Origin of the sequence: Paenibacillus allorhizoplanae, from assembly GCF_927798215.1 — a bacterium.
Taxonomy (GTDB): domain Bacteria; phylum Bacillota; class Bacilli; order Paenibacillales; family NBRC-103111; genus Paenibacillus_E; species Paenibacillus_E allorhizoplanae.
Genome location: NZ_CAKMMW010000023.1, coordinates 115417 through 137419, shown reverse-complemented (window position 1 = coordinate 137419; position 22003 = coordinate 115417). Strand labels below are relative to the sequence as shown.

The window sequence follows — 22003 nt, the reverse complement described above, 5'->3', positions numbered from 1 at the left end:
TCCCTACTTTTCCTCGGACAATCGGTTACTTTCACGAAAGTAAAGCACATGATTAAATAACAGCGAAAGTAATTTCCGCATCGATTTGATGCCAGCTTTGTTCATTATATTAGCAAGATGAATCTTGACCGTTTTTTCGCTGATCCTACAACGTTCGGCAATTTCGTGATTGGAAAAACCATAGATAGCGACCATCAGGAAAATTTCCGACTCGCGCTTCGTAATTTGATACCTATTCGAAAATACATCCATAGAGTTACCTGTTTCCTGAATTAGAAACTCATTCATACGCTCGTAATCCGTGCTACATGAGGCATGCATGCCCCCATTTTTCCTATCAAGCAAGTCTTCTTTCAAGTCGTACTCCCTCCTACTCAGGGTTACGTTCCAATAATTGTTTCAGCGGCAAATATAAACTCAAGATTAGAAGAATGCCACCTAGTAAGTTCCATAAAATCATCAACATTTGGACATGCCTCCTTGGAAATTCCATAATTCCTCTATCTATATTATAGATGCTACTAAAGACCTATCCAAGATGAAGAAGTTCACTAGATATGCAACCTTTTCGACACTTTATGCGTTCTATGTATGACTTAGGTCATGTTTATGGTAAAATAAATAGTAAATATAGCTTTGTATCTGAGGGTAAAGATATGGATGTACATTTAAATAAAAACATGACTCTCACCTTGAATATCATCGTGATGGGTGCAACACTCTCACTATTGTTTCATACGAGTAAATTTTCGATAGGACTTCTGCTGCTAGCTTGTAGCTATGTGGCTGTCGTCCTCATGCGGGATTATATCCTAAAGATTGCTCTGCATAGTAGGAGTGGCTTCCAGTTTTTATACGCTCAACTCGCTTTGGCGCTCGTGATCTGTGTATGGTCGGAAAGTTATTTCTCTCAAATTTACCTCTTAATTCTCATTGGTGAGTTCACCTTTCATCACGGTAGAAAGCGTGCCATTATCTTTACGATCGTCAATTATGTTTGTATTCTACTAGGCGTCATGATCTATCGTCAGTTTCCGCCCTTTGAGGACATCTATTTAATTATTCCTAGAGTGATTGATTTCTTTGCGATCTACGGGATGAGCTTGCTTGCTAGGATTGCGTTTCAACAAAAGAATCAATTAGCTATCGACAACGAGCAACTGCGAATAGCCTCAATTGCATTGGAGCAGAAGGCCAAATTACAAGAACGGACGCGAATTTCCCGCGATATTCATGATTCGGTTGGACATACGCTGACATCGGCGTTAACCGGATTACAGACGGCAGCGCATGCTTTGGAGAAAAGCCATTATCCAATCGCCAAAAAGATGATCGATCGAACGAAAGAAAGTATTCTCAGAGGTCTAAATGATGTACGAAGCTCTGTCCATGTGTTGCGCGAGAACTTCCCGGATCACTGCTTCATACCTGAGCTTATTCGGTTGATCGAGGATACGAAAAAGCAAACTAACGTGGATATTGCCTACACCATAGATACCACGACGCCTGATCTGACACCTATTATCGAGCTTACGATTTATCGGGCACTACAAGAAGGTTTGACGAATGGCATTCGCCATGGCCTAAGTACTTATTTCCACTTCTCATTGTCGTATCATGAGGAAGTTCTTCGCTTCGTTTTGTCCGATAATGGTCATCCACCACTCGAAATTGTGTATGGTTACGGACTTAATGCGATGAAGGAACGCTTGGAAGATGTTGAGGGAACGTTTTCAATACGTAACAATGGTGCATCTGGCGGAGTAACGCTGGATATAGCCATACCCTTCAGTCGAAAATGATCGGAAGGAGTGATCGAATTGTCTCAAACAACCATTCTTATCGCAGACGACCAACCCCTCATCCGCGATGGATTAGCAGCTATTCTAGGTATGGAAGAAGGATATAAAGTCGTAGCGACAACGGGGGATGGCATAGCCACCATAGAACAAGTACAGTTGCATCGTCCTCAACTCGTTATGATGGATATCCATATGCCCAAGCTTGACGGCTTAGAGGCTACTAAACAAATCAAAGCCGAATTCCCGGAGATTAAGGTACTTATTTTGACCTCATTTGAGGATGAAGCCTACATATGGGAAGCGATACGTCACGGTGCCAGCGGGTATCTAGTGAAAGGCGTTGAGACGAAAAAAATACTCTCAACCATTCAGGTCTGCTTAGATGGTGGCATTACATACCCGCTAAGTATTCAGCCGCGCCTTGTCCAAGCACTACGTTCCTCAGAGGAACAGGAAGAAAAGGCACTGGAGGAAAATCTACAATCGATTGAAACACAACCACAAGATAACAAGCTGTCAGGTCTATCTGTTCAGGAACGGAACATTCTGAAGAATTTGAAACAAGGGAAGTCAAATCAAGCTATCGCTACTGACATGTTTCTGACCACGGGGACTGTGAAGAATTATTTGAGTGCTATTTATAAGAAGCTGAATGTCTCCGGACGGTCGGAGACGATTGCTTATTTGCATGAGAATGATCTGTAGAGTGGCTAGATGATACGTAAAAAGGAGGAGCCCACACCATCGTCGTGAGCTCCTCCTTTTCCATATTAAAATACGGTAATCCATCTCTCGAGCTCATTCGTGCATGCCCAAATGTGAGGATATTGCGACCGCAAATTCCGCATATCGTGTTCATCATCGATCGTCCAAGCAATCAACTGTATACCCGCTTCATCGCAGCGATGAACAAATTCATCTGTTAAATAAATATGTTTCACAGATACATACTTCGCATTAATTTCCTTAGCAAGTGGGAATACCGCCGGTGTTGCGCCGTAAAGGACGAGTCCCAGATTAATATCACGGGATAGTTCCCTTGTTCGAACGATAGCGTAATGATCGAAGGAAGTTACGAATACTTGATCCTGAACCGCTGCAACTTGAATCGTCTCCAACACTTGCTCCTCTAAACCTGGATACAACAACCCGCTCTGTTTCAGCTCAATATCTACCTGAGCTTTCCCCTTTGCCAGCAAAAGAACTTCCTTCAGTGTTGGAATTTGCTGACCTCCGCCTGCGTCCAATTTCCGAATTTGCTCAAATGTGTAGTCTGCAACACGGCCTGTACCATTTGTTGTTCGATTCACGGTTGTATCGTGAATGACGACAGGCACTCCGTCTTTCGTAAGTTGAACATCCAACTCCAAATGACTGTAAGACAAATCTAAAGCTGCCTGAAAAGAGGATATTGTGTTTTCCGGGTACTTTTTTGGGTAGCCCCTGTGAGCTAAGCCAGTGATCATGTCGTGTTGTCCACCTCCGGTTATCATGTATACCTTATAATCATAACGCAAATATAGACAACCGACCACTGTACCTCACTCACTCCAGGGCAGCATATAAATTCGCTCTAACGCATAAGTCGTGGAGGTTTTGTATTTGGTTGCACCCGATTCAAATAAGATGTACATGTGGCCCTTCCATTTAAATATACCTTCAGCCATCGGTGCAATTTCCATTTTCTCCATCTTGTTCTTGTTGTCTAGGAACCAGACAGGTACTTCAGATTGTCCGAGCTTAACCGTCGTATGCGGTTTATCCGATAAATTGTTCTTATATCGCGTTAAGTCGCTGATACTGTTTCTTCCGTAAGACTGACTGAGCCATAAGCTGCCCTTGTCGAGATACATCCCTTGAACACTGTCAGGCAGCGAAATAATCATATCAGGTACAACCGGCCCCGACGCTTGCAATTTAGAAGCACTCGGCAAGTCTGTCGAAGGGTCAAGCTTATAGCCGACAGCCCAAGCTTTATGCTCCTTCTCATCTCGGTTCGTCATGTAATGTGATACGTCCGTGGGGTAGCTGGCGCCCTGTGCAAATTCACCAACCCATAAGATGCCATCAGCAAAAGCATTAAATGAGGCGCGCGTATCCGTTTGAACGGCTCCTTTAAAGACGATTTTTCCCGCCTTATCTGCTTTCAAGAGATCTTCCTTGGGGAAATAGTAGGCGTTGCTCTCTGAAGATATCCAGATGTATTTGTTACTAACAGTAACACCGCCTGCATGACCTGTATAAGGTGTAGTCTCGTTCTTAAAGATCTCAAGCGCTTTAACCATCTCTCCGCTCTTCTCATCAATAACCGAGATAATGCTAGGCTTGCCGTCCTCACGGTAATGAGTGACCAATAGCCAATTCTTCTCTTCCAAGTACGCCATACCTTGCGGGATCGCATTCTGCTTCAATGCCGGGATGACAGGTCCCTGCTTGCTCTTTTCAAGAAATGTTCGGATTTCAGGCATATCAACACGAATCTTAATCCCCGCTTCCTCTTGGGTTATCCCCGTCATTGTGTTCATCACCTGCTTAGGAGTAGCAACTTCCTCGATCGGTGTAGCTGATGGAATCACCTTAGCATTGGCAATCGCTATTGGTTTCTGACAGCCTGCCGTTGTTAACGCGATCAATCCCGCCACAACCACAACATAAGCGAAGTGAATCCTAGTCATCCTTGCCCCCTAAGGGCTGACTCCACGCTGTCAAAATCTTGCGCAATTTACCAGGGAAATCAGTAATTATACCAGAAGCCCCTTTTTCGATGGCTTGTTTCATCTTCTTTTCGTCATTAATTGTCCAAGGATACACCTGGATTCCTTTACTTAAGGCATCCCTGATATCCTCTCGGTTAATCCTTTTAAAATTAGGATGCAGGGAATACACCGGAACCCCAAATCCTGTCGCCAAACCGGCGTGACTTCCTGGATTGATTTCATATAGAAGCCCGATTTTCGCTTCAGGCAGCAAAAGTTTTAGGAAGAGAAGGCTTTTGTGATCGAAGGAGGAGACGACCACATTATGCACGCGATCTTTTCTTTTCATGAGCTCGGCCAGTGCTGGTTCGAGCTTACGGTCGTAAGAATCTTTGATCTCTACATTAATCATCACTTCTGGCGGAACAAGGTCGAACACTTCTTCTAATGTTGGAATTCGTTCACCTTCATATTGTGAGCTGAACCAGCGACCCGCATCAGCCTGTTTTAATTCAGAAAGCGTCATCTCATGTACGACACCCTTCCTATCTGTTGTTCGATCAATAGTGAAATCATGAATGACTATGATTTCACCGTCTTTGGATAAATGAACGTCCAGTTCAATGGCGTCGCAGCCCTGTTCAATCCCGAGACGGAAAGCGCCGAGTGTATTCTCCGGGGCCTCCCCTTTGGCACCACGATGAGCGATGACTAATACTGATGGTTGCGTCATATTCACACATTCCTCCTATTCATTATGCACGTTATTTAAAAGTGGAATTGGCCATTGCAGCCACAATGTATTTTTGCGCAAAAATAAACAACACAACGATTGGCAAAATAATCAGCACACTCGCCGACATGATGATATGCATATTTAATGCTTCATCCCCAGCGATCGAATCTCGCATCATGGAAATACCAACAGTTAACACGCGCATTTTGTTCGAATTCGTCATGATGAGCGGCCAGAAATAGGCATTCCAGCTACTAATAAAGCTGATAACAGCTAAAGTTGAGACGGTAGGCATGGCCATCGGCGTTAGTATTTTGTACAGCACCTGAACCCGATTGGCACCATCCACTTTCGCCGCCTCGATCACATCATTATTAATCGAGCGAAACATTTGACGGAGGAGGAAAATGCCGTAAGCAGATGCAGCATGCGGAATGATAAGCGCGTAATACGTATTAATCCAATTCAACTTCGACATCAGTACATATACCGGTACGAATACAACCTGTTCTGGCACGATAAGCGCAGCGAGTACGAGTGCGAATAACTTGTCTCTACCAGGGAATGTTCCCTTCGCAAAAGCGTAAGCCGCCATAAGACCAATATTAATCTGCAGAAAAACAATCCCCACAGTTTGAATAACCGTATTCAGCGTAAACCGATAAAATGGAATGGCTTTAAATGCGGTGGCAAAGTTCTCCCACATCACCTTATCCGGCCAAAATGTCGGAGATGACACCCGGAGCTCGGCAGGCGTTTTTAACGCGGTAATCAGCATCCAATAGATCGGGAAAAACATCAACAGCGTAATGATAACGGCAATACCGATACGGGTAGTATGGAGCAACGGTTTTGTCATGTTCTTGTACCTACCCTTCGTAATGAACTTTCTTCTTAGACACATACATCTGAACCATGGTTAACAAGATAATAATGATGAAGAAGATCACCACTAAGGCTGATGCACGACCTGTTTTGAAATCCGTAAATGCCATTTCATAGATCCAGTACACCATGGCTTTGGTCGACTCTAGCGGCCCACCGTTCGTGATAACGTCAACGGACTGGAACACTTGCATCGAAGAGATGAAATGCGTAATGACAAGGAATAGCGTTGTAGGAGAAAGAAGCGGTACCGTAATCCTCCAAAATTGCGTCCACTTCGATGCCCCATCGATACCTGATGCTTCGTAGTATTCAAGTGGAATGCTTCGTAAACCGGAAATGAAAATAATCATTGTAAAGCCGACGCCTTTCCATACCCCAACGGCAACCAGCACCCACAGCGCTGTTTTCGTATTCGTAAGCCATTGAATAGGCTCGAGTCCTATCCATTTCATGATGTTATTCATCAGACCGTAATGTCCGTTGAAAATCCACAAGAAGATCATGGAGACGATAACCATTGATACATAGTGCGGCATGAAAATAATAGCCCGCATGAAATTGAACGTGCGCGAGGTGTGATTAAATAACAAGGCGAGCAGTAATCCAATGCCAAGTGTTAACAAAACATCCGCTACCGTATAGGTGAATGTAACCTGAAGCACCTTATAGAAGGTCTTACTGGTTAACAAATATTCATAGTTATCGAATCCGATGAACTTCTTCGTCGGCTTCGTCATATTCCAGTTCGTAAAACTTATATACAACGAGTTAGCTAGTGGATAATAGATGAATACCATCAGGATGACCAATGCAGGTATGGCAAACGAGAAATCTTTCAAATATTCCAGTAGGCGGGAACGAGAACGTGTTCTCACGATACCGCCAACTTCTGGATGAATCTGGCTCGGCTTGTTGTCCGTATTCATGGCGTATCCCCCTCTCAACTTACTTAAATGAACTGTCGTGTAGAAAACCTCAGCCTTCTACACGACGAGACAGCTAATTATTTCGAATTATTTCGGATTAACTTTCGCTTAAAATGGTATTGATTTCTTTCACAGCTTCTTTCATCGTCGGTTCTGGATCTGCATTCTCCAAAATCATCTTACCTACGACTTCCATATACTTCTTGCTGAACTCCGGATACGCTGGATGCTGTGGACGTCCTACAACGTTATCAAAGTTATCAAATACAGCTTTGTATTGTGGCAGCTTAGCAAAATATTGCTTGCCTTCATCGGTATTCAGTACCGATTTGTGCGTTGGTAAGTAGCCCGTTCCTTCAGCCCACTTGATGTTGTGCTCAGCATCTGTCATAAACTTGATGAACTTCCAAGCAGCTTCCTTCTGTTTAGCTTGCGCACCTTCCATCATGACAATTCCTGCTCCGCCAATATGTGATTTGCGCTCTTTATCACCAGGAATGAAGGATACACCAACTTCAAACTTCGCATTTTGCAAGTAAGTTTTCAATACCGCCGATGTATGCTGTACCATAGCTACCTTCTCATCCAAGAACATCTGTCTCATCGTATCCGATGCACCTTTACCGTACCCCATATGAAGGGAACCATCTTTCAACCATTTGTTGAAGTTTTGGATCCATCTCATGCTGTCAGGCTGATCTAGCAACGTTTTGGTATGCTCAGGGTTAAGAATTGAGCCTCCGCCATTTGAAATCCACGGGTCCATATACCAAGTATCCCAACCAGGAACTGAGAATGCGTAACGAGTCGTTTTCCCATTTTCCTTCACGGCTACTTTCTTGTTAAACTCTTCAATTTCAGACCACTTTTGAGGAGGCTGCACGCCGAGCTTATCCAACATGGTTTTGTTGTAAATCATGACGCTCGTACTGACGATCAGCGGGAAGCCGTATTGCTTTTTATCATATGAATACGCTTGCACCATACCTTGTGAGAAGTCGTTCATGTCTACTTTATCCCGTTTGATATACCCGGATAAATCTGCGAAAGCACCGCTGTCTGCAAAGCTCGGAAGCGCCGATACTTCTACGTTAGTCACAGCTGGTACATCTTTCGCTGCAATGGCTGCCTGAAGTTTCTTTTGCAAATCAGCGTAAGCTCCCTGGAACACAGCTTCTACCGTAATGTTCGGATATTTCTTCTGGAATGCCGCGATCATGTCATTCACAGCGGGCATTTGAACGTCTGCGTGGGAATGCCAATATTGAATCGTAACAGGCGTGTTATCTTCAACTGCTGGCGGAACCTCAGCCGTCTTCTCCCCCGTCGTCTCTGTACCGCCGCTGCCGCAGGCCGTCAATGCTGTCAATAACAAAGATGATGTCGCTAGTGTAGTTAACCATTTTTTACTTTTCATATACAAATCCCCTCTCTGGATTAAAGCGAATTTTCATTGATCGGTATCGTTCGTGGACGAGATGAGCATAAAAAAGGAGAACATTAAGCAGACAAGAAACAGAAGGGCCGCACACTTATGCACGGTCCGTTCGTCTCTTGGGCTGTCTCAATGATCTCCGCACCCAATCGTTTTGAACGAAATAAAGCGTTTTCTTTAGTGAGAGTATGGCATATCTCTAGGGTTAATGTCAACAAGTTTATTATCCTTAGAAGCAACTTGTGTATTCCTAACTGGTTACAAAGCGTAGGTTTGATTCACACGGGAAGCTCCCCCGCTTAGTTGTACCCCCTTGGATTCCAAAGAAATAATATGGCTGGATTTCAAAATACGATCAATCGCTTGCAACAGCGCCTCCGTATAGCCGCTTTTCAAATGAAAACGAAGCTCCATCACCCCTTCCGATATGCCTGATATCTCAATTTGGCCGTCAGGCTTCATCTGCACGTTAACAACCTGGATCCCTTGCTCGCCAAATTGCGATGCAATCGTACCCAGAACCCCAGGTTTATCGACGATTTTAATGACCACTTCCTGCGTTCGCCGGTTCCGCATCATCAACTTTTCCCATTTATTCAGAACAAATAAGCTCAGCAAAACCATAACAGTCGCCAGCACCGCACAGTAATAAAAACCCGCTCCTACACATAGACCAATGGCTGCAACGACCCAAACCGAAGCCGCTGTAGTAAGACCGGATACGGTAGAACCAGTTCTCATAATCGTGCCAGCTCCAAGGAAGCCTATCCCGCTAATGACCTGCGCAGCCAGACGGGCTGGGTCCATGCGAACGTTCGCTTCCGTAACGAACTGGGAGAAGCCATAGATGGATAACAGCATAATAGCTGTGGATCCGATGCAAACCAAGATATGCGTCCGTAAGCCAGCTGCGTGGTTGCTCCACTCCCTCTCCAGCCCAACAAGTCCACCCAAACTTACTGCCATCAATATGCGAATCGTTAAATCCAAATGAGTAATATGCCACACGCTAGCGGTCATACTCTTCACCTCCTTTCAAGGTGTTAAATCGCATGATCATTCGCCGGCAATTCGTAAATCGATTGGAATAACGACTCGACCATAGCGATCTGCTTCTGCTTCTGATCCGTATTGTAAGATAAGCTGCTACTTAACATTTGAAGGACAATATCGGCATATTTCTCCGCCTTCTCCAATTGAAAGTACGACCAGCCTGTATGCAGTCTCAGGAAATCAGCCGCCGTAACTGTCATTTCGGCTTCCATTGCATACAGTAACTGAGCATGGACGAACTGCAGCTCTAGATTGGGGGTTACTTGCTTAGCGACAGGGAGATACTCCAATATTTGCAACGCATTCGTACCATAGGTATCGATCCATTCCTGCATCGTTGATCTGTCCACGCCCTGCGTCTTTCCAATGCGAAGCATCTCCTTCTTCCATTCTTGGAAATTGGACGCACCGCTGTTCTCACCGCCGCTAATGGTAATAGCGTCCGTACTGCAAGCGGGAAATTTCCTGCCCTCTGCACGTTCCAAGTGCTGCGCCACCAGATCGGTAACCTTTTCCGCCATTTTACGGAATCCGGTCAATTTGCCTCCTGCGATCGTGATTAGACCACTGTCCGAAACGAAGATCTCATCTTTTCTGGACAATTCGGAAGGTCCTTTGCCTTCTTCGTAAATGAGTGGCCTTAGACCTGCCCAATGAGAACGAATATCGTCAATTGTGAGTTGTACGCTCGGGAACATCGCATTCACGGCCCGAATGATGTAGTCGCGATCCTCTTTCGTCGCTCTCGGGTTATCGATTGACTTCTCGAATGCCGTGTCCGTCGTTCCTACATACGTCGACTTCCCCCTAGGAATAACGAACACCATCCTGCCATCCGGCGTATCGAAGTAAGCCGCTTGTTTGACGGGCAGCTTCTCGTAATCAACAACAAGATGGACGCCTTTGGTCAGAAACAAACGTTTCCCCTTCAAAGAACCGTCGATTTGACGCATCTTATCTACCCATGGCCCAGCAGCGTTCACAATGTGCTTCGCATAGATTTGAAAAGTTTGCCCGTTTATGCGATCAGTAACCTCGACACCAACCACCTTGCCATCCCGATAAATGAACTCAGTCGCCTCGGCATAGTTTACAATTTGAGCTCCACGCGCATGAGCCGTTTTCATAATATCGATCGTTAAGCGCGCATCGTCAGTTCGGTACTCGAAATACAACCCTCCACCTTTGAGCCCATCTTGTTTTAGTAAAGGCTCTTGAAGAGCAGTCTGATTGCGCCCCAACATTTTTCTGCGTTCTTTGCGAGCTACACCTGCCAGCCAATCATAAATGTACAATCCGATAGAAGAGGCGAGGTAACCATACGTGCCCCCCTTATACACGGGAAGAAGCATCGGAGCCGGAATAACGAGATGCGGAGCATTTTTATACAAAATAGCCCGTTCTTTGCCTACCTCCTGTACTAGCTTCACGTCGCCTTGCTTCAAATAACGAAGTCCGCCATGGATCAACTTCGTTGAACGGCTGCTAGTTCCAGAACCGAAGTCGTTCTTCTCAATAAGGCCGATTCGCATACCTCGAGTGACCGCATCTAGAGCGATCCCACCTCCAGTAATCCCTCCACCGATGACTAATACGTCCAATTCCTGCTGTGCCATGCTTTTTAAAATCTCGATACGGCTCTTTGCCGAAAACGTCGGTTTCATCGTCCTGCTCCCCCCTGAATATAAAAAAACCTCCATAGAAAAGAATGCGAACGGAAATCTCGCACCTTTTCCAAAGAGGTTTCTCCTGGTCTCTCCCACTTGGAATTAGCTATTTTATCTTATTGCCACAATCCGGATGAACCCGCAGATACAGCAAGTGCACCGGCTTCCAGCGCTTCTTCAATTTCTTTGATATTACCAACCAAACCACCTGCAATAATAGGAAGTGACGTCATATCTGTCATTTCGCGAATAATGCGAGGCATGATGCCGGGCATCACTTCAATTGCATCGGGACCACTCTGCTCCGCTGCCTTAATACCTCGGAGGACGGCGCTTCGATCAATCAGAAAGATACGCTGAATGGCCATGAGCCCAGCTTCCTTCGCACCGCGGATCAAGTGGCTCTTCGTTGAAATAACACCTGTCGGCTTGATGACCTGCGCGGCATATGCGACACCGCTCTTGTCCGACGCGATGCCTTCAATGAAATCCATGTGAATAAACACATGCTTGCCTGCATTCTTGAGCCGGTCTACCATTTCTTTCAAAGTAAAGATGGATCCGAAAAGCAAAAACACAATGTTCGCCGGACTTTGAATTGCCAGCTCAATATCTTCGACCTTTTGTACAGCTGCGATGGTTTGATGTTCAACTAAATCAACAATCGGATACACGCTTGATTCCACCCTTCGTCGATGTCAGAACATTATACCATGATTTATCATAAATGAATGACCTCTTTGATACTTGAAATAATATGCAGCGGGCGATTCGGCGAGCTATCCGCCATTTCCTTCGTTGCAACACCCGTCAGCACCAACACGGATTTCATGCCAGCGTCATTAGCCATTTTGATATCGGTTTCCAGCCGATCTCCGATCATAAAGCAATCTTCGAAAGGCAATCCCAAATGGGCTGCAGCTGCCTCGGCGGCAATTAAGGACGGTTTGCCTACAACCAGATCAATCGCCTTGCCCGTCGCCACTTCCAACGCAGCAATAAACGTACCCGTGTCGGGAATCTGGCCCCCGTCTAGTGGACAGGTCGCATCAGGATTAGATGCTATAATGATCGAACCCCTAATCGCTGCCTGATACACACTATTCAATTTGTCATAAGTGAATTGGCGATCCCATGAAAGCACCACATAGTGGGCTTGCTCGCTATCCTGTGTAAGTGGGATGCCGTTTTCCTCCAGTTCCTCTACAATCGGTTCCTCGCCAATAACGAAAACTAATTCACCTGGCTGGAGACGCTGATTCAAGTATTTAGCAACGATTTGCGATGAATTCAACACTTCTTCGATCGTTACGGGAATTCCCATTTTAGATAACTTTTCCACATAAGATTGACGCGTTGCAATTGGTTTATTCGACAAAAATACGACCTTGTCTCCTCGTGAACGCAATGCTTGTATCGCATCAGCTGCCCCTTCGATGGCTCGATCCCCAAGGTATACAGTACCATCCAAATCAAACACGTAGCCTTTTGCCATATCTGTCCCACCTTCTAGTAAGAAATCATCAATATCCAATTAGGAACGCAAAAAAGACCTTATCCATGTAAACATATTCCACCCATTGTAAGGCAGAATATGATTACGGATAAGGTCTTCTCCTAGACTCGCGCCCAACCGTATATTCATACTTTGTACGTTAACTATAAAGCGTTTTCACACTTATTGTCAATCATCTTTTTCTGAACACAAATCAAACTGCATTGGAAAGCCGCTAACCTCACAATTTCCTCGATAGTTTGGCATAAGACGAGGGCGTCATTCCGGTAATCCGCTTGAACACCCTACTAAAGTAAAACTCGTCATCGTACCCGACTAACTCGGAAATGTAAGTCATCGTCAATCCGGAACATGCCAGTAAATCCTTCGCTTTCTTCACTCGCAATCGAATGATGTAATCTTTCGGGGAGAGGCCAGTCAGTCGCTTGAACTGTCGCGAGTAATAACCCTCGCTAAGCCCGGCCATCTTAGCCAACTGCTCCACCGTCAGAGGAGACTGGTAATGATCCGCGATATATTGGCAGGTGAACCCAATCACAGAATCTGCATCACTGCTGTATTGCTGATCGTAGATTTGATGAATCAAGGAAAGCCACAGTTCACGAAATGCCAAATTACAGCGATACTGTGAAATCGGATCATAGCCCTTCCATTGTTGAAACACCATATCAAAACATCTTCGGATTTCGGCCGGCCGAACTGTCATCAGTCTGCCTCGCAAAGGGGCAAGCCAGCTAGTTGCAGGTTGAATTATCCACTCTTGCTTCTCTTTGTAACACAGATGGTAATCGAATCGAATATGGTAAATTTCAACATCTTCTTCATCCGAGATCCACCATTCGAACGTCGTCTCTGGAACGAACAGCATCACGGAGCCCGCTTCCAATTCATACTTGACCTTATTCATCACATAGTAACCCTTACCTCTCACAATGTAATGAACCGAATGAATGTTATGAATGTACGGCGCCTGATACGTGCCAGCTGGGAGTATCGTATTGCCGGCAAAAGCGATCGTAAACATCGATTTATGAAAATGATCCGCTAGTTGGGTCGCGTTTAACACAGCATACTCACTCCTTGCAAATAAGGAACCGTGCCTAGCTCACAGGTCGCAGGACAATGTGCTGTTTTCCTCGCCCGACTGGCACCGTTGCCTCCTGATACGATACAATGAACGCCCGTCTCACTTGGTCCGTTTCATTCCCTTTCGAAGAATGCCAGGTGAGTGCGTTGAAAAGCAAGATAGAGCCAGCCTTCATTGGCACTGGTTCAGCTTTGGATAAGTCTACTTCCTCCTCATCCAATGCCTTCCGGCACGTGCCATTATTCTGAATTTTATATGGTTGCAGCCCTTGCTTATGACTGCCAGGAACGATCCATAGGCACCCGTTCTTCTCATCCGTATCCTGCAGCGGTACCCAAATCGACATCCGAGTGTCGCTGTTCACAACCTCCGTGTAGTAGGCATCGTCCTGATGCCAGTGGCATACCGATGGACTGTGCGGCAGCTTGGTCAACAACTTGGAAGAGAAGATCGCGATGCCGGGTTTCACAATATCTTCGATTAAGGTCAGAATGCGTTCGTCATGGGCAAAATGTTTCGTCTTATCCGTCAGCATCGCTAGCTGATACGTAAATCCTTCATGCTCCCCCGAAGATTGAGGCGGTGCTTCGCACCCATCGAGCTCTTCGTTCATCCCACTTAATTCTTCCTTCTGAAAAAGATCTGGAACTACCACATAACCAAACTCATCATAGTGATTTTTCTCTTCTATCGTCAATTTCCTCACAGGTATCACTCCCTTGGTAAGTGCTTGGTAGTATTGTAGCACTTGGCTTTTCTAGCCTACCATGGAGAAAACCGATAAGAGATCTGGACAAATCTGATGTTCGTTTAAGTGGCGCCGATAACACCGTGGGTGAAAGTTTGCTCACAGCGTCATCGCCTGGCCGTACCGAGCTAGGAAGGCTTCCTTTTCTTTAAAATTCGGCATTATACTGCCTACACGTCGCCAGAAAGAGCGATCATGATTCATATGCAGGAGATGGCATAGCTCGTGAACGATGACGTAGTCGATCACATCGACCGGTGCCATGGCTAGACGGTAATTAAAGGTTAGCTTTTTGTCCGAGCTGCAGCTCCCCCACTTCGTTCTCGACTCATCGATTTCGATCGTCTTGGGTTTGACTTTCAGCTGGGTTTGGTAGGTTTTAATGCGCTCCGCAACAACCTTCTTGCAGCTCGCAAAATAGAACTTCTTCAGGTTAATTTTCAACTCGTCCTGCGAGAGACCATTCGTTTCGATTAACTCGTGGAGGAAATAATATTTCCCAAGATGAAGGAACTTGCCTTCGTCTTCATATTCTCTGACTTTGGGAATGGGTTGCCGCGCTTTGGCGATGGCGTTTAGCTTGTCTAGGATCGACTTGCTGTGTTGTTGCACAGCGTTGATGATTTGCTTCTGACTGGTGTCGTTGGGAACTTTGACCGTGATAAAGCCCGTGTCATCGATGTGGATGTAGAGCTTCTTACGAATGGCATATTGGACGTTGACGTCTATGGTTGTGTTATCGAGTTCGATTTTCATTTGGACTTATCTTTCCTTTTTATAAATTCAATGATGTGATTAACAGTTTCCTTTTGCTGCTGTTCACTTGAGATCGTCGCCGTTCCATCGCCTTTTTGAGGACCGTAATTCCCGAATTGCGCATGGTTGCCACCTTCGACAACGAACACATTCTCTTGGTAGGTTATCTTCGATTTGTCCAATACACCATCCAGCGAGCCATATACGGTTAGTGCATTACTCGGCGGAATGTCCCCATAGATATAGGCGCCAAGTAAGACTAGCCCCTTGATCCGATCTTGATGCTTAGAAGCGTAATTGCTCGCCATTGCTCCGCCTAGCGAATGTCCACCGATATACCAGTTTTTGATTTCGGGAAGTTTTCCAAACACGTTATCAGCGGCATTGCTATTCAAAAACGCAAGGTTAAAAGGCATATCAACCAGCACACAGGTGATGCCGTTTTGACGTAATTTCTCCAGCATGGGTAGATAAGCAATATGTTCAACCTTTCCGCCAGGATAGAAAATGAAACCTGTCTCGCTCGGCGTTGATGGCGAAAGAATCGTGAGCTTTCCATCTGTCGTGATTGTCTTTTCATTGACCAAGGCGTCCTTGGACACGTCAACAGCATGATATAATTAGACGCATAAATTAGAAATGCTACTGCGAGTATAAGAACAAGGGAAAGAAATGAAATTAGCGTGGTTCTGAGCCACTTTTGCATGTGTCGACCTCCGTAGGTTGGTTGTGAGTGATATTTTATAATGATCTACGAAATAAAGACAGAATGCAAACAAAACACACTTGGATATCAAGTGTGTTTTGTTTAAAGCTTTACTAATTTGCTGGCCAAGCCGCATTCTGTAGTAGCTTATTAAGCAATACTGCCGTTTGTCCACGGGTTGTTGCCGCATCTTTTCCAAAAGAAAATCCAATCGATACATTCAAAATATTCAATTTTAAAGCCAATGCTGTCGCATCACTTGCCCACTCATCTACTTGCAAAGATAATTCCTTCATACGCTGCACGTACTTTGTACGCTCAGATTCATTAAGCTTCGTAGTAGCATTAATAAATTTCAGCGCATTACTGATCATCGTAACCGCTTCTTGATGCGTAATGCTTTGCGTTGGACGGAAAGTGCCATCTTCATAACCATGGATAAAGCCTGCACCTACAGCTGTATAGACAGCCTGACTAAACCAATCCTTATCGTTCACATCCGTAAAATCTTTAAGTGCGCTGTTGATTGTTTTCAATCCAAGGCCTCTTACAAGAAGTGTTGCAAACTCTGCACGGGTAACACTCGCCTCCGCCCGGAAAGAGCCATCTTCGAACCCTTGGATAACACCACTAGCTGCTAAGGACTCAATATCTGCTTTGGCAAAATAGTCATTTTGCACATCTGCAAACTGTTTTTTTGCTTTATACACGGTATAAATCGAGTTACCTTTACGCCATAGCGTTGCGATGGCGGGTTTGCCCTCTTTGTCCAAAGTAATGCTCATTGGGACAGATATTAGCGTGTTAGTACTAGTATCCCAAACAGCTCCATTAAGCTTTTCACCAGGATTCAGTTTCAAATCTTTCGGCAATAGAATCACATGCCCCACAAACTCGGAAAACGTATCAATGTTCGCAACTGTTTTATTACTATCCATCAGCGTGAGTTCATAGGATAATGCTTTACCTACACTTGATCCGCCGATAGTAGCGATCGTTTTCTCCAACGCTTGTTGCTCTGCAACCCGCAGACCATCCACACTGATCTTAAGGCTCATAGCATCGGTTCCACCATTCGCATCGACTGCTTCTTGAAGTAGAGCAAAAGGAATCCGGGCTGTTCCTACAGTTGTATTGAAAACTAATACAGCTTCTTTCTGCTTACTTGTAACTTCTTCTAATAAACCTGCCGTGATTTGGAAGTCATATCCATCTGCGTTGGTCTTGACGTCAATAGTAATCTCCCGATTCCCAGACTTAGCTTGTTCTTCTGCAAGTTTTTTCAATTGAACAGCATCTACGCTAGATGTAATACGGATGTTACCATTTTGATTGACGATGTCCCATTTGAATGATTCAGCCGGGCCGCCTCCGCCGCCTCCGCCGCCAGCGGGTGCAGGTTCCTTATCGTAGTCTTTTTTCACTTTGAGGCTTCTAGTGCCATTATTGCGCTGAAGCGCAACATACAAACTCCCTGCTTCTGTCCCTAGCTGAGGAACTATGAATGTAATGGAAGAAGCGTTCTGCCCCAAAACTGAACCTGTCAAAAATGGATTTATCGAATTCGCATCACGGTACACACTCACAACATCATACTCTTGCAGCCCCGTTATAGTAATCGAATCTTCCTTGTCTGATTTATTATTTGTAATGTTAATCTGTGTAAGCAAGAGAGAAGGACTGTAGATCCGATCTTCTAAATTCATGATTGTCGGCAGACTCTCTCCCGTTGGCGTAACGCCATAGATCGCAAGCTTTGTTGCACCGTCTGGTATTTGGGTGTTCATAGGAATACTGGTGTGGTACTCACCTACATTATTTCTAGGCAGGCTCAGGATAGGTTTGATTTTCTTCAATTGATCATTCGTAAAATAAACATCATAGCGTGAAATCGGTGTATTCACTGTAGAAAAATCAGCAAAGAAATATACGTCTCCTCCAATTTCTCCCGCTTCACCATCAAGATCGGTATTCCGGGTTTGAATCATTCCAGGAAGCTGCTCAACAAATGTGGAGCTAGGCACTTCTCCCAGCACATTATCGGCAATCGTATATCGGCCCACAAGCAATTCTTGTCCGTCTGCATTTCGCGCTCGCAGTTCAATTAGCTTGGCGTTCGCTGGAATTTGATCTCCTTGCATAGAAACACTATATTGTTGCTGACCTTTATTCAATTTTGCAAAGGGAGTGCCAAGAGGTTCAAATAATGTGCCAAGGAATTGCACCACATAGCTTACGATATTGGCTTCATTCAGCATCGGCGCCCAACGTAACGTACCATTGATATGACCAGCACGATTATCAGCATCTTCAAAATAATCATTTCCTAATGTTCCTGCTGTTATATCCCAAAATCCGAAATAAGTTCCTTGCGAACTCTCGCCCTGCTCATTCTTGCCATAAATACCGATTCTTTGCGCTCCGCTTGGCATCGGATAGCCACTAGGGAATATGACTTCGTAACTCGGCAGGTCTACACCTTGAAAGATTCGTCTCAAATTCGTTTTCGGTATTTCTGCAATAGGTTTCAACTTTGCATTATTGGCGTCGACAAAATAAAGGCTGTAGGACGTGGCAGGTGAAGGTTCCGTGGATGCGTCATACCACAGGATTGTTCCCGCTAGGGTTCCTATTTTGGTATCTTGATCTTTAAAAGACACATCCCGTAACACAGGCGCTGGTATTGTTGAATTGCCACCAGGTAGGATTGGGCTATTGGATGTATTGTCATAGATTTGCGTAGTATATACTTCTGATCCTATTTGACCCGATAAATCCTTCGGGAACAAGTTCACAAATACAGCACCTGACGGTAAAGTATTAGTTGGTATATCCACTTTATATTGATTATTTATGGCTTCTTGCTTTGTCACACTTCTTGATTGCCCGATTGCCGCTTTATTTATGTCAGAAAAGGTTAGTTCATAGCCGGAATAGTTTGGTTCCGAAGAAGTCGCCCAAGATATCTTTGGATGGATTTGGCCACGTGTTAGATCTTGATCTTCAAATGAGAATTGGAAGTAACCTCCCCCTCCTGTTCCTGGGACTAGAACTGGTCCTCCTCCTCCTCCTCCTCCGCCTACATTTAAAGCAGAAACCGTAACCGTAAAGGCATAAGTAGCACCATTATATTTCAAAGCAAAGGTTGCTGCCCCCTGATTAAGGGCTGTAATTTTCTTGGTCGTACTATCAAAAGAAATAGCCTTCTGTGCTGGATTAGAGTAAACTAATGCGAAAATTTCATAGTTCGTTGCTTCCTCCGAAGAGCCATCAGCAAACTTATTAAATAGTTTAAAATCAATTTCTTGACCAACAGCCATATATTCAGCGTTCGACTTTAACTGCGGACCACTTCTGAGCTGGACATTATCAAAATAAGTAGCATTGTGACCTTCGAAGAAGTATTCGTTGCCCTTTTCAACGGTGTATTGCCCTTTTACATATCCCAGAGTAAGATCAAACGAATATATTCCTTCGACAGGCAGTTTTAACTCATTCCCACTACTTGAAGAAGATAAACTCAACGTATAGCTATGATCCTTTATCATAAACTCTGAAGTTTCTAGGGTGACAATGCTATTTAAATATATATTTGGATGTTGCACAAGTTGCTCATATCCTGAAATTCTATTGATATTGGTTATGGTCAGACTATTACCTGTCGTGTCATCACGCAGTTTAAAATCTGAAACCGCAAGTTTTGTAAAATCAATAACGGATTGATTATCAACCTTTGGTAAATCTAGTTGAATAGCATTGGAGTCAGTACTAGCAGGCGTAAAACTAACAAGATCGCTATATGGTGCTATCGCATGATTTGCATCTAAAGCCGCTAAGTACTGCTTACCTGTAATACGGTAATACCCAAGTCTAGTATTATCTCCAAAATAACGGACATCCCCGTTTACATCTACAACTTTGGTAAATTCCTGCGAGGTTAGACCATCCGACGCAACAATCTTCGTAGGAGCCGTGCTGGATATATAGCCAAATGGCGTTATATTCACATTTTTCAACTTTTGATTTAGGTCATCATACCAGTAGTAAGGATTGTAAAAATTGGATTCCTTCACCTTATCTCCATCATAAGTAATGGAAGTTACGGATCCATTCTGCATTACATCCACCTTTACCTTAGTAGGATCCTTCACATAGACGTATCCTCGTAATTTCCCGTCCTGCGCCGAATAACCAAAAAAACCTGAAAACGCATACGAAACCGTCGGCAAACTAATTTGGAGAATAAATATTACAAATAATGCAAGGCTAATCTTTTGGAAAATAGGTTTCCAAGACGTCATAACGAGTGAGCCACCTCTTTAATAGTAATAGGGTAATATAACAAAAATGATTATACCATAAAAGATATAATCATCTAGGCCAACCATTTTATTCCTTCATTAATTTTTGATAAAGTTCATCATTTAACTGCTTATACACTACCTCATCGGGTACGCGATGCATGGCCTGTTCAATTTGAGACTTGGCTGATAGATAGTCATTGCGATCTCCTGTCTGGTTACCACTTATTACATATACCTTCGCTGCGTCGTAATAGGCAGATGCTGACCATGGCAGCATTTTTTGTACAACCGAATATGCTAGAATCGCCGATTCTATATCTCCCGCAGCAACGCTGTTCTGGCCCCTTGTCTGGATGTATTTCCCTACCGCAACCCAGGTCGTACCGAATAACATCGCCACCAAGACAATCGATAGCATCACTTTTCCAATCGTCGATGTCCCCCAACTTACATGAGCGAAATCGGGGCTTTGCACCATCATGAACGCAATAAACACGAGAAAGATCGCAAAGATAAGAAGGAAACTAAAGTCAAAATCAAATCCAGCATGAAGCAGCAGTACCGTGCTTATTAGCATAATCCCCTTCACCCATAGACCGGAAGAGTCTGCATCTGAAGCCTTCATCGTTTTTAACAGAATAGAACTTCTATAATAGAAGATCAGAACACCGACAATGAACAGTAAGGCTCCCACAACACCGATGTCGAGCGCTAACTGGAGATAGTGATTATGAACAAAACGAACAAAATAAGCCTCAGATTGATACTGATTCTGCAGCACACCCCATCCACCTCCACCGGTCCCTATCCAAAAATGATCACGAATTATCGGAAGGCTGTCTCTCCAATAAACGAGTCTCAATCGGAACTCAGAGGTTTCGGGCTGAATTGATTTAACCCTTGACCAAAAAAACAAAATATCCCTTTTTAATAGCGCCGTCACTATAAAACTCGTCAGGTGGACAGCCACTATTTTTAGCCAAATGTCTCGCTTTCGGAACTCTAGAAATAAGGCAAGTGAGGCTAATGACACTAACCAAAGCACCCAGACCGATCTGGAAAAGGTGAGCAGCAGCCCACATGCTTGAAACACCATCAGAATAAGATCACTCTTACGAGCATTTTGGATATAAAAAAAGAGAGTTATTAATAAAGAAATGAGCAAGATAATCGCTAGCGTATTGGCATAGCCGATCGTCGATTCTAATCGATTCTGTCTTTCAAGCTGAAAGACGATCCCTACAACTACGAGAAATGCCCCCATGTATGGCATCCATCTGAACAGCTTCATCAGTTGTTCTTGGGTCAGGTTGGCAAGGAGATATGAAAAGGGCAGCATGGCCGTAATCTTGATCGCCTCTAAAATAGCCTGCTCCCTATCTGTCGCGATAAACACACTAGCCCAGTAAAATAAAACGAGAACAACGACAAACAAATGCATGAGATGCAGGCGCAGCTGCTTCAGGGTAAAGCTGACGATCAGCCATGCAGCTAGCAAAAAGGTAGTGGCGACTAAGTAATTTAATTCGTAGAGATAGCCTTCGTTTAAGACTCCAAACCCAAAAAAGAGGACAATGACAATATAAATAAAATTGTGGATGTTTAGTCCCCCGATCGTTGTAGCGTGCTTCACAGTAAAATAAATCTTAACATATTCGATCAATGATGAGGAGAACTCTTCTC

Annotated in this window: 19 protein-coding genes; 2 read left to right on the top strand and 17 right to left on the bottom strand. The window is 44.4% G+C overall.

Features of this window, described 5'->3' with window-relative positions:
* Window positions 1–3 precede the first annotated feature (3 nt).
* A complete protein-coding gene (locus tag L6I86_RS28115; protein ID WP_056612925.1) occupies window positions 4–357 on the bottom strand; it encodes a helix-turn-helix domain-containing protein in 354 nt (117 codons plus the stop codon).
* A 200-nt stretch (window positions 358–557) separates the two neighbouring features.
* Between L6I86_RS28115 and L6I86_RS28110 the strand changes: the two genes are divergently transcribed.
* Together L6I86_RS28110 and L6I86_RS28105 are read left to right on the top strand one after the other, a co-directional pair.
* The gene (locus L6I86_RS28110; RefSeq protein WP_236291774.1) at window positions 558–1802 is read left to right on the top strand and encodes a sensor histidine kinase; all 1245 of its coding nucleotides are present in this window, start codon (window positions 558–560) and stop codon (window positions 1800–1802) included.
* A gap of 18 nt (window positions 1803–1820) precedes the next feature.
* The gene (locus L6I86_RS28105) at window positions 1821–2507 is read left to right on the top strand and encodes a response regulator transcription factor (RefSeq protein ID WP_236291773.1); all 687 of its coding nucleotides are present in this window, start codon (window positions 1821–1823) and stop codon (window positions 2505–2507) included.
* 65 nt (window positions 2508–2572) lie between these two features.
* Here the strand turns inward: L6I86_RS28105 and L6I86_RS28100 are convergent, their stop codons facing one another.
* From L6I86_RS28100 to L6I86_RS28025, 16 genes are all read right to left on the bottom strand, one after another.
* Window positions 2573–3268, bottom strand: coding sequence for a glycerophosphodiester phosphodiesterase (locus L6I86_RS28100; RefSeq protein WP_236291772.1), 696 nt, complete (start codon window positions 3266–3268; stop codon window positions 2573–2575).
* A 75-nt stretch (window positions 3269–3343) separates the two neighbouring features.
* A complete protein-coding gene (locus tag L6I86_RS28095; protein ID WP_236291771.1) occupies window positions 3344–4477 on the bottom strand; it encodes a hypothetical protein in 1134 nt (377 codons plus the stop codon).
* The gene (locus L6I86_RS28090) at window positions 4470–5231 is read right to left on the bottom strand and encodes a glycerophosphodiester phosphodiesterase (RefSeq protein WP_082595350.1); all 762 of its coding nucleotides are present in this window, start codon (window positions 5229–5231) and stop codon (window positions 4470–4472) included. The genes L6I86_RS28095 and L6I86_RS28090 overlap by 8 nt, the downstream gene beginning before the upstream one ends.
* A 31-nt stretch (window positions 5232–5262) precedes the next feature.
* Window positions 5263–6093: a carbohydrate ABC transporter permease gene (locus L6I86_RS28085; RefSeq protein ID WP_236291770.1), complete on the bottom strand. Its 831-nt coding sequence runs from the start codon at window positions 6091–6093 to the stop codon at window positions 5263–5265.
* Window positions 6094–6103: 10 nt separating this feature from the next.
* Window positions 6104–7048 (bottom strand): carbohydrate ABC transporter permease, encoded by a 945-nt coding sequence (locus L6I86_RS28080; RefSeq protein ID WP_056612911.1) that lies wholly within the window; start codon window positions 7046–7048, stop codon window positions 6104–6106.
* Between the two features lie 97 nt (window positions 7049–7145).
* Window positions 7146–8465 (bottom strand): ABC transporter substrate-binding protein, encoded by a 1320-nt coding sequence (locus L6I86_RS28075; protein ID WP_236291769.1) that lies wholly within the window; start codon window positions 8463–8465, stop codon window positions 7146–7148.
* Window positions 8466–8741: 276 nt separating this feature from the next.
* Window positions 8742–9503 (bottom strand): MgtC/SapB family protein, encoded by a 762-nt coding sequence (locus L6I86_RS28070; protein ID WP_236291768.1) that lies wholly within the window; start codon window positions 9501–9503, stop codon window positions 8742–8744.
* A 23-nt stretch (window positions 9504–9526) separates the two neighbouring features.
* Complete coding sequence (locus L6I86_RS28065) at window positions 9527–11200, bottom strand: glycerol-3-phosphate dehydrogenase/oxidase (RefSeq protein WP_276574906.1); 1674 nt, start codon at window positions 11198–11200, stop codon at window positions 9527–9529.
* A gap of 119 nt (window positions 11201–11319) precedes the next feature.
* The gene (locus L6I86_RS28060) at window positions 11320–11877 is read right to left on the bottom strand and encodes a glycerol-3-phosphate responsive antiterminator (protein WP_236291767.1); all 558 of its coding nucleotides are present in this window, start codon (window positions 11875–11877) and stop codon (window positions 11320–11322) included.
* A gap of 47 nt (window positions 11878–11924) precedes the next feature.
* The gene (locus L6I86_RS28055) at window positions 11925–12698 is read right to left on the bottom strand and encodes an HAD-IIA family hydrolase (RefSeq protein ID WP_236291766.1); all 774 of its coding nucleotides are present in this window, start codon (window positions 12696–12698) and stop codon (window positions 11925–11927) included.
* Between the two features lie 241 nt (window positions 12699–12939).
* A complete protein-coding gene (locus L6I86_RS28050; RefSeq protein ID WP_236291765.1) occupies window positions 12940–13785 on the bottom strand; it encodes an AraC family transcriptional regulator in 846 nt (281 codons plus the stop codon).
* A gap of 34 nt (window positions 13786–13819) precedes the next feature.
* A complete protein-coding gene (locus L6I86_RS28045) occupies window positions 13820–14512 on the bottom strand; it encodes a phytanoyl-CoA dioxygenase family protein (RefSeq protein ID WP_236291764.1) in 693 nt (230 codons plus the stop codon).
* Between the two features lie 141 nt (window positions 14513–14653).
* Complete coding sequence (locus tag L6I86_RS28040) at window positions 14654–15310, bottom strand: M48 family metallopeptidase (RefSeq protein WP_236291763.1); 657 nt, start codon at window positions 15308–15310, stop codon at window positions 14654–14656.
* Window positions 15307–15912, bottom strand: coding sequence for an alpha/beta fold hydrolase (locus tag L6I86_RS28035; protein ID WP_236291762.1), 606 nt, complete (start codon window positions 15910–15912; stop codon window positions 15307–15309). Before L6I86_RS28035 ends, L6I86_RS28040 begins: the two co-directional genes overlap by 4 nt.
* A gap of 217 nt (window positions 15913–16129) precedes the next feature.
* Window positions 16130–20317: an S-layer homology domain-containing protein gene (locus tag L6I86_RS28030; RefSeq protein WP_236291761.1), complete on the bottom strand. Its 4188-nt coding sequence runs from the start codon at window positions 20315–20317 to the stop codon at window positions 16130–16132.
* Window positions 20318–20405: 88 nt separating this feature from the next.
* Window positions 20406–21983 (bottom strand): O-antigen ligase family protein, encoded by a 1578-nt coding sequence (locus L6I86_RS28025; protein ID WP_236291760.1) that lies wholly within the window; start codon window positions 21981–21983, stop codon window positions 20406–20408.
* Window positions 21984–22003: the final 20 nt, after the last annotated feature.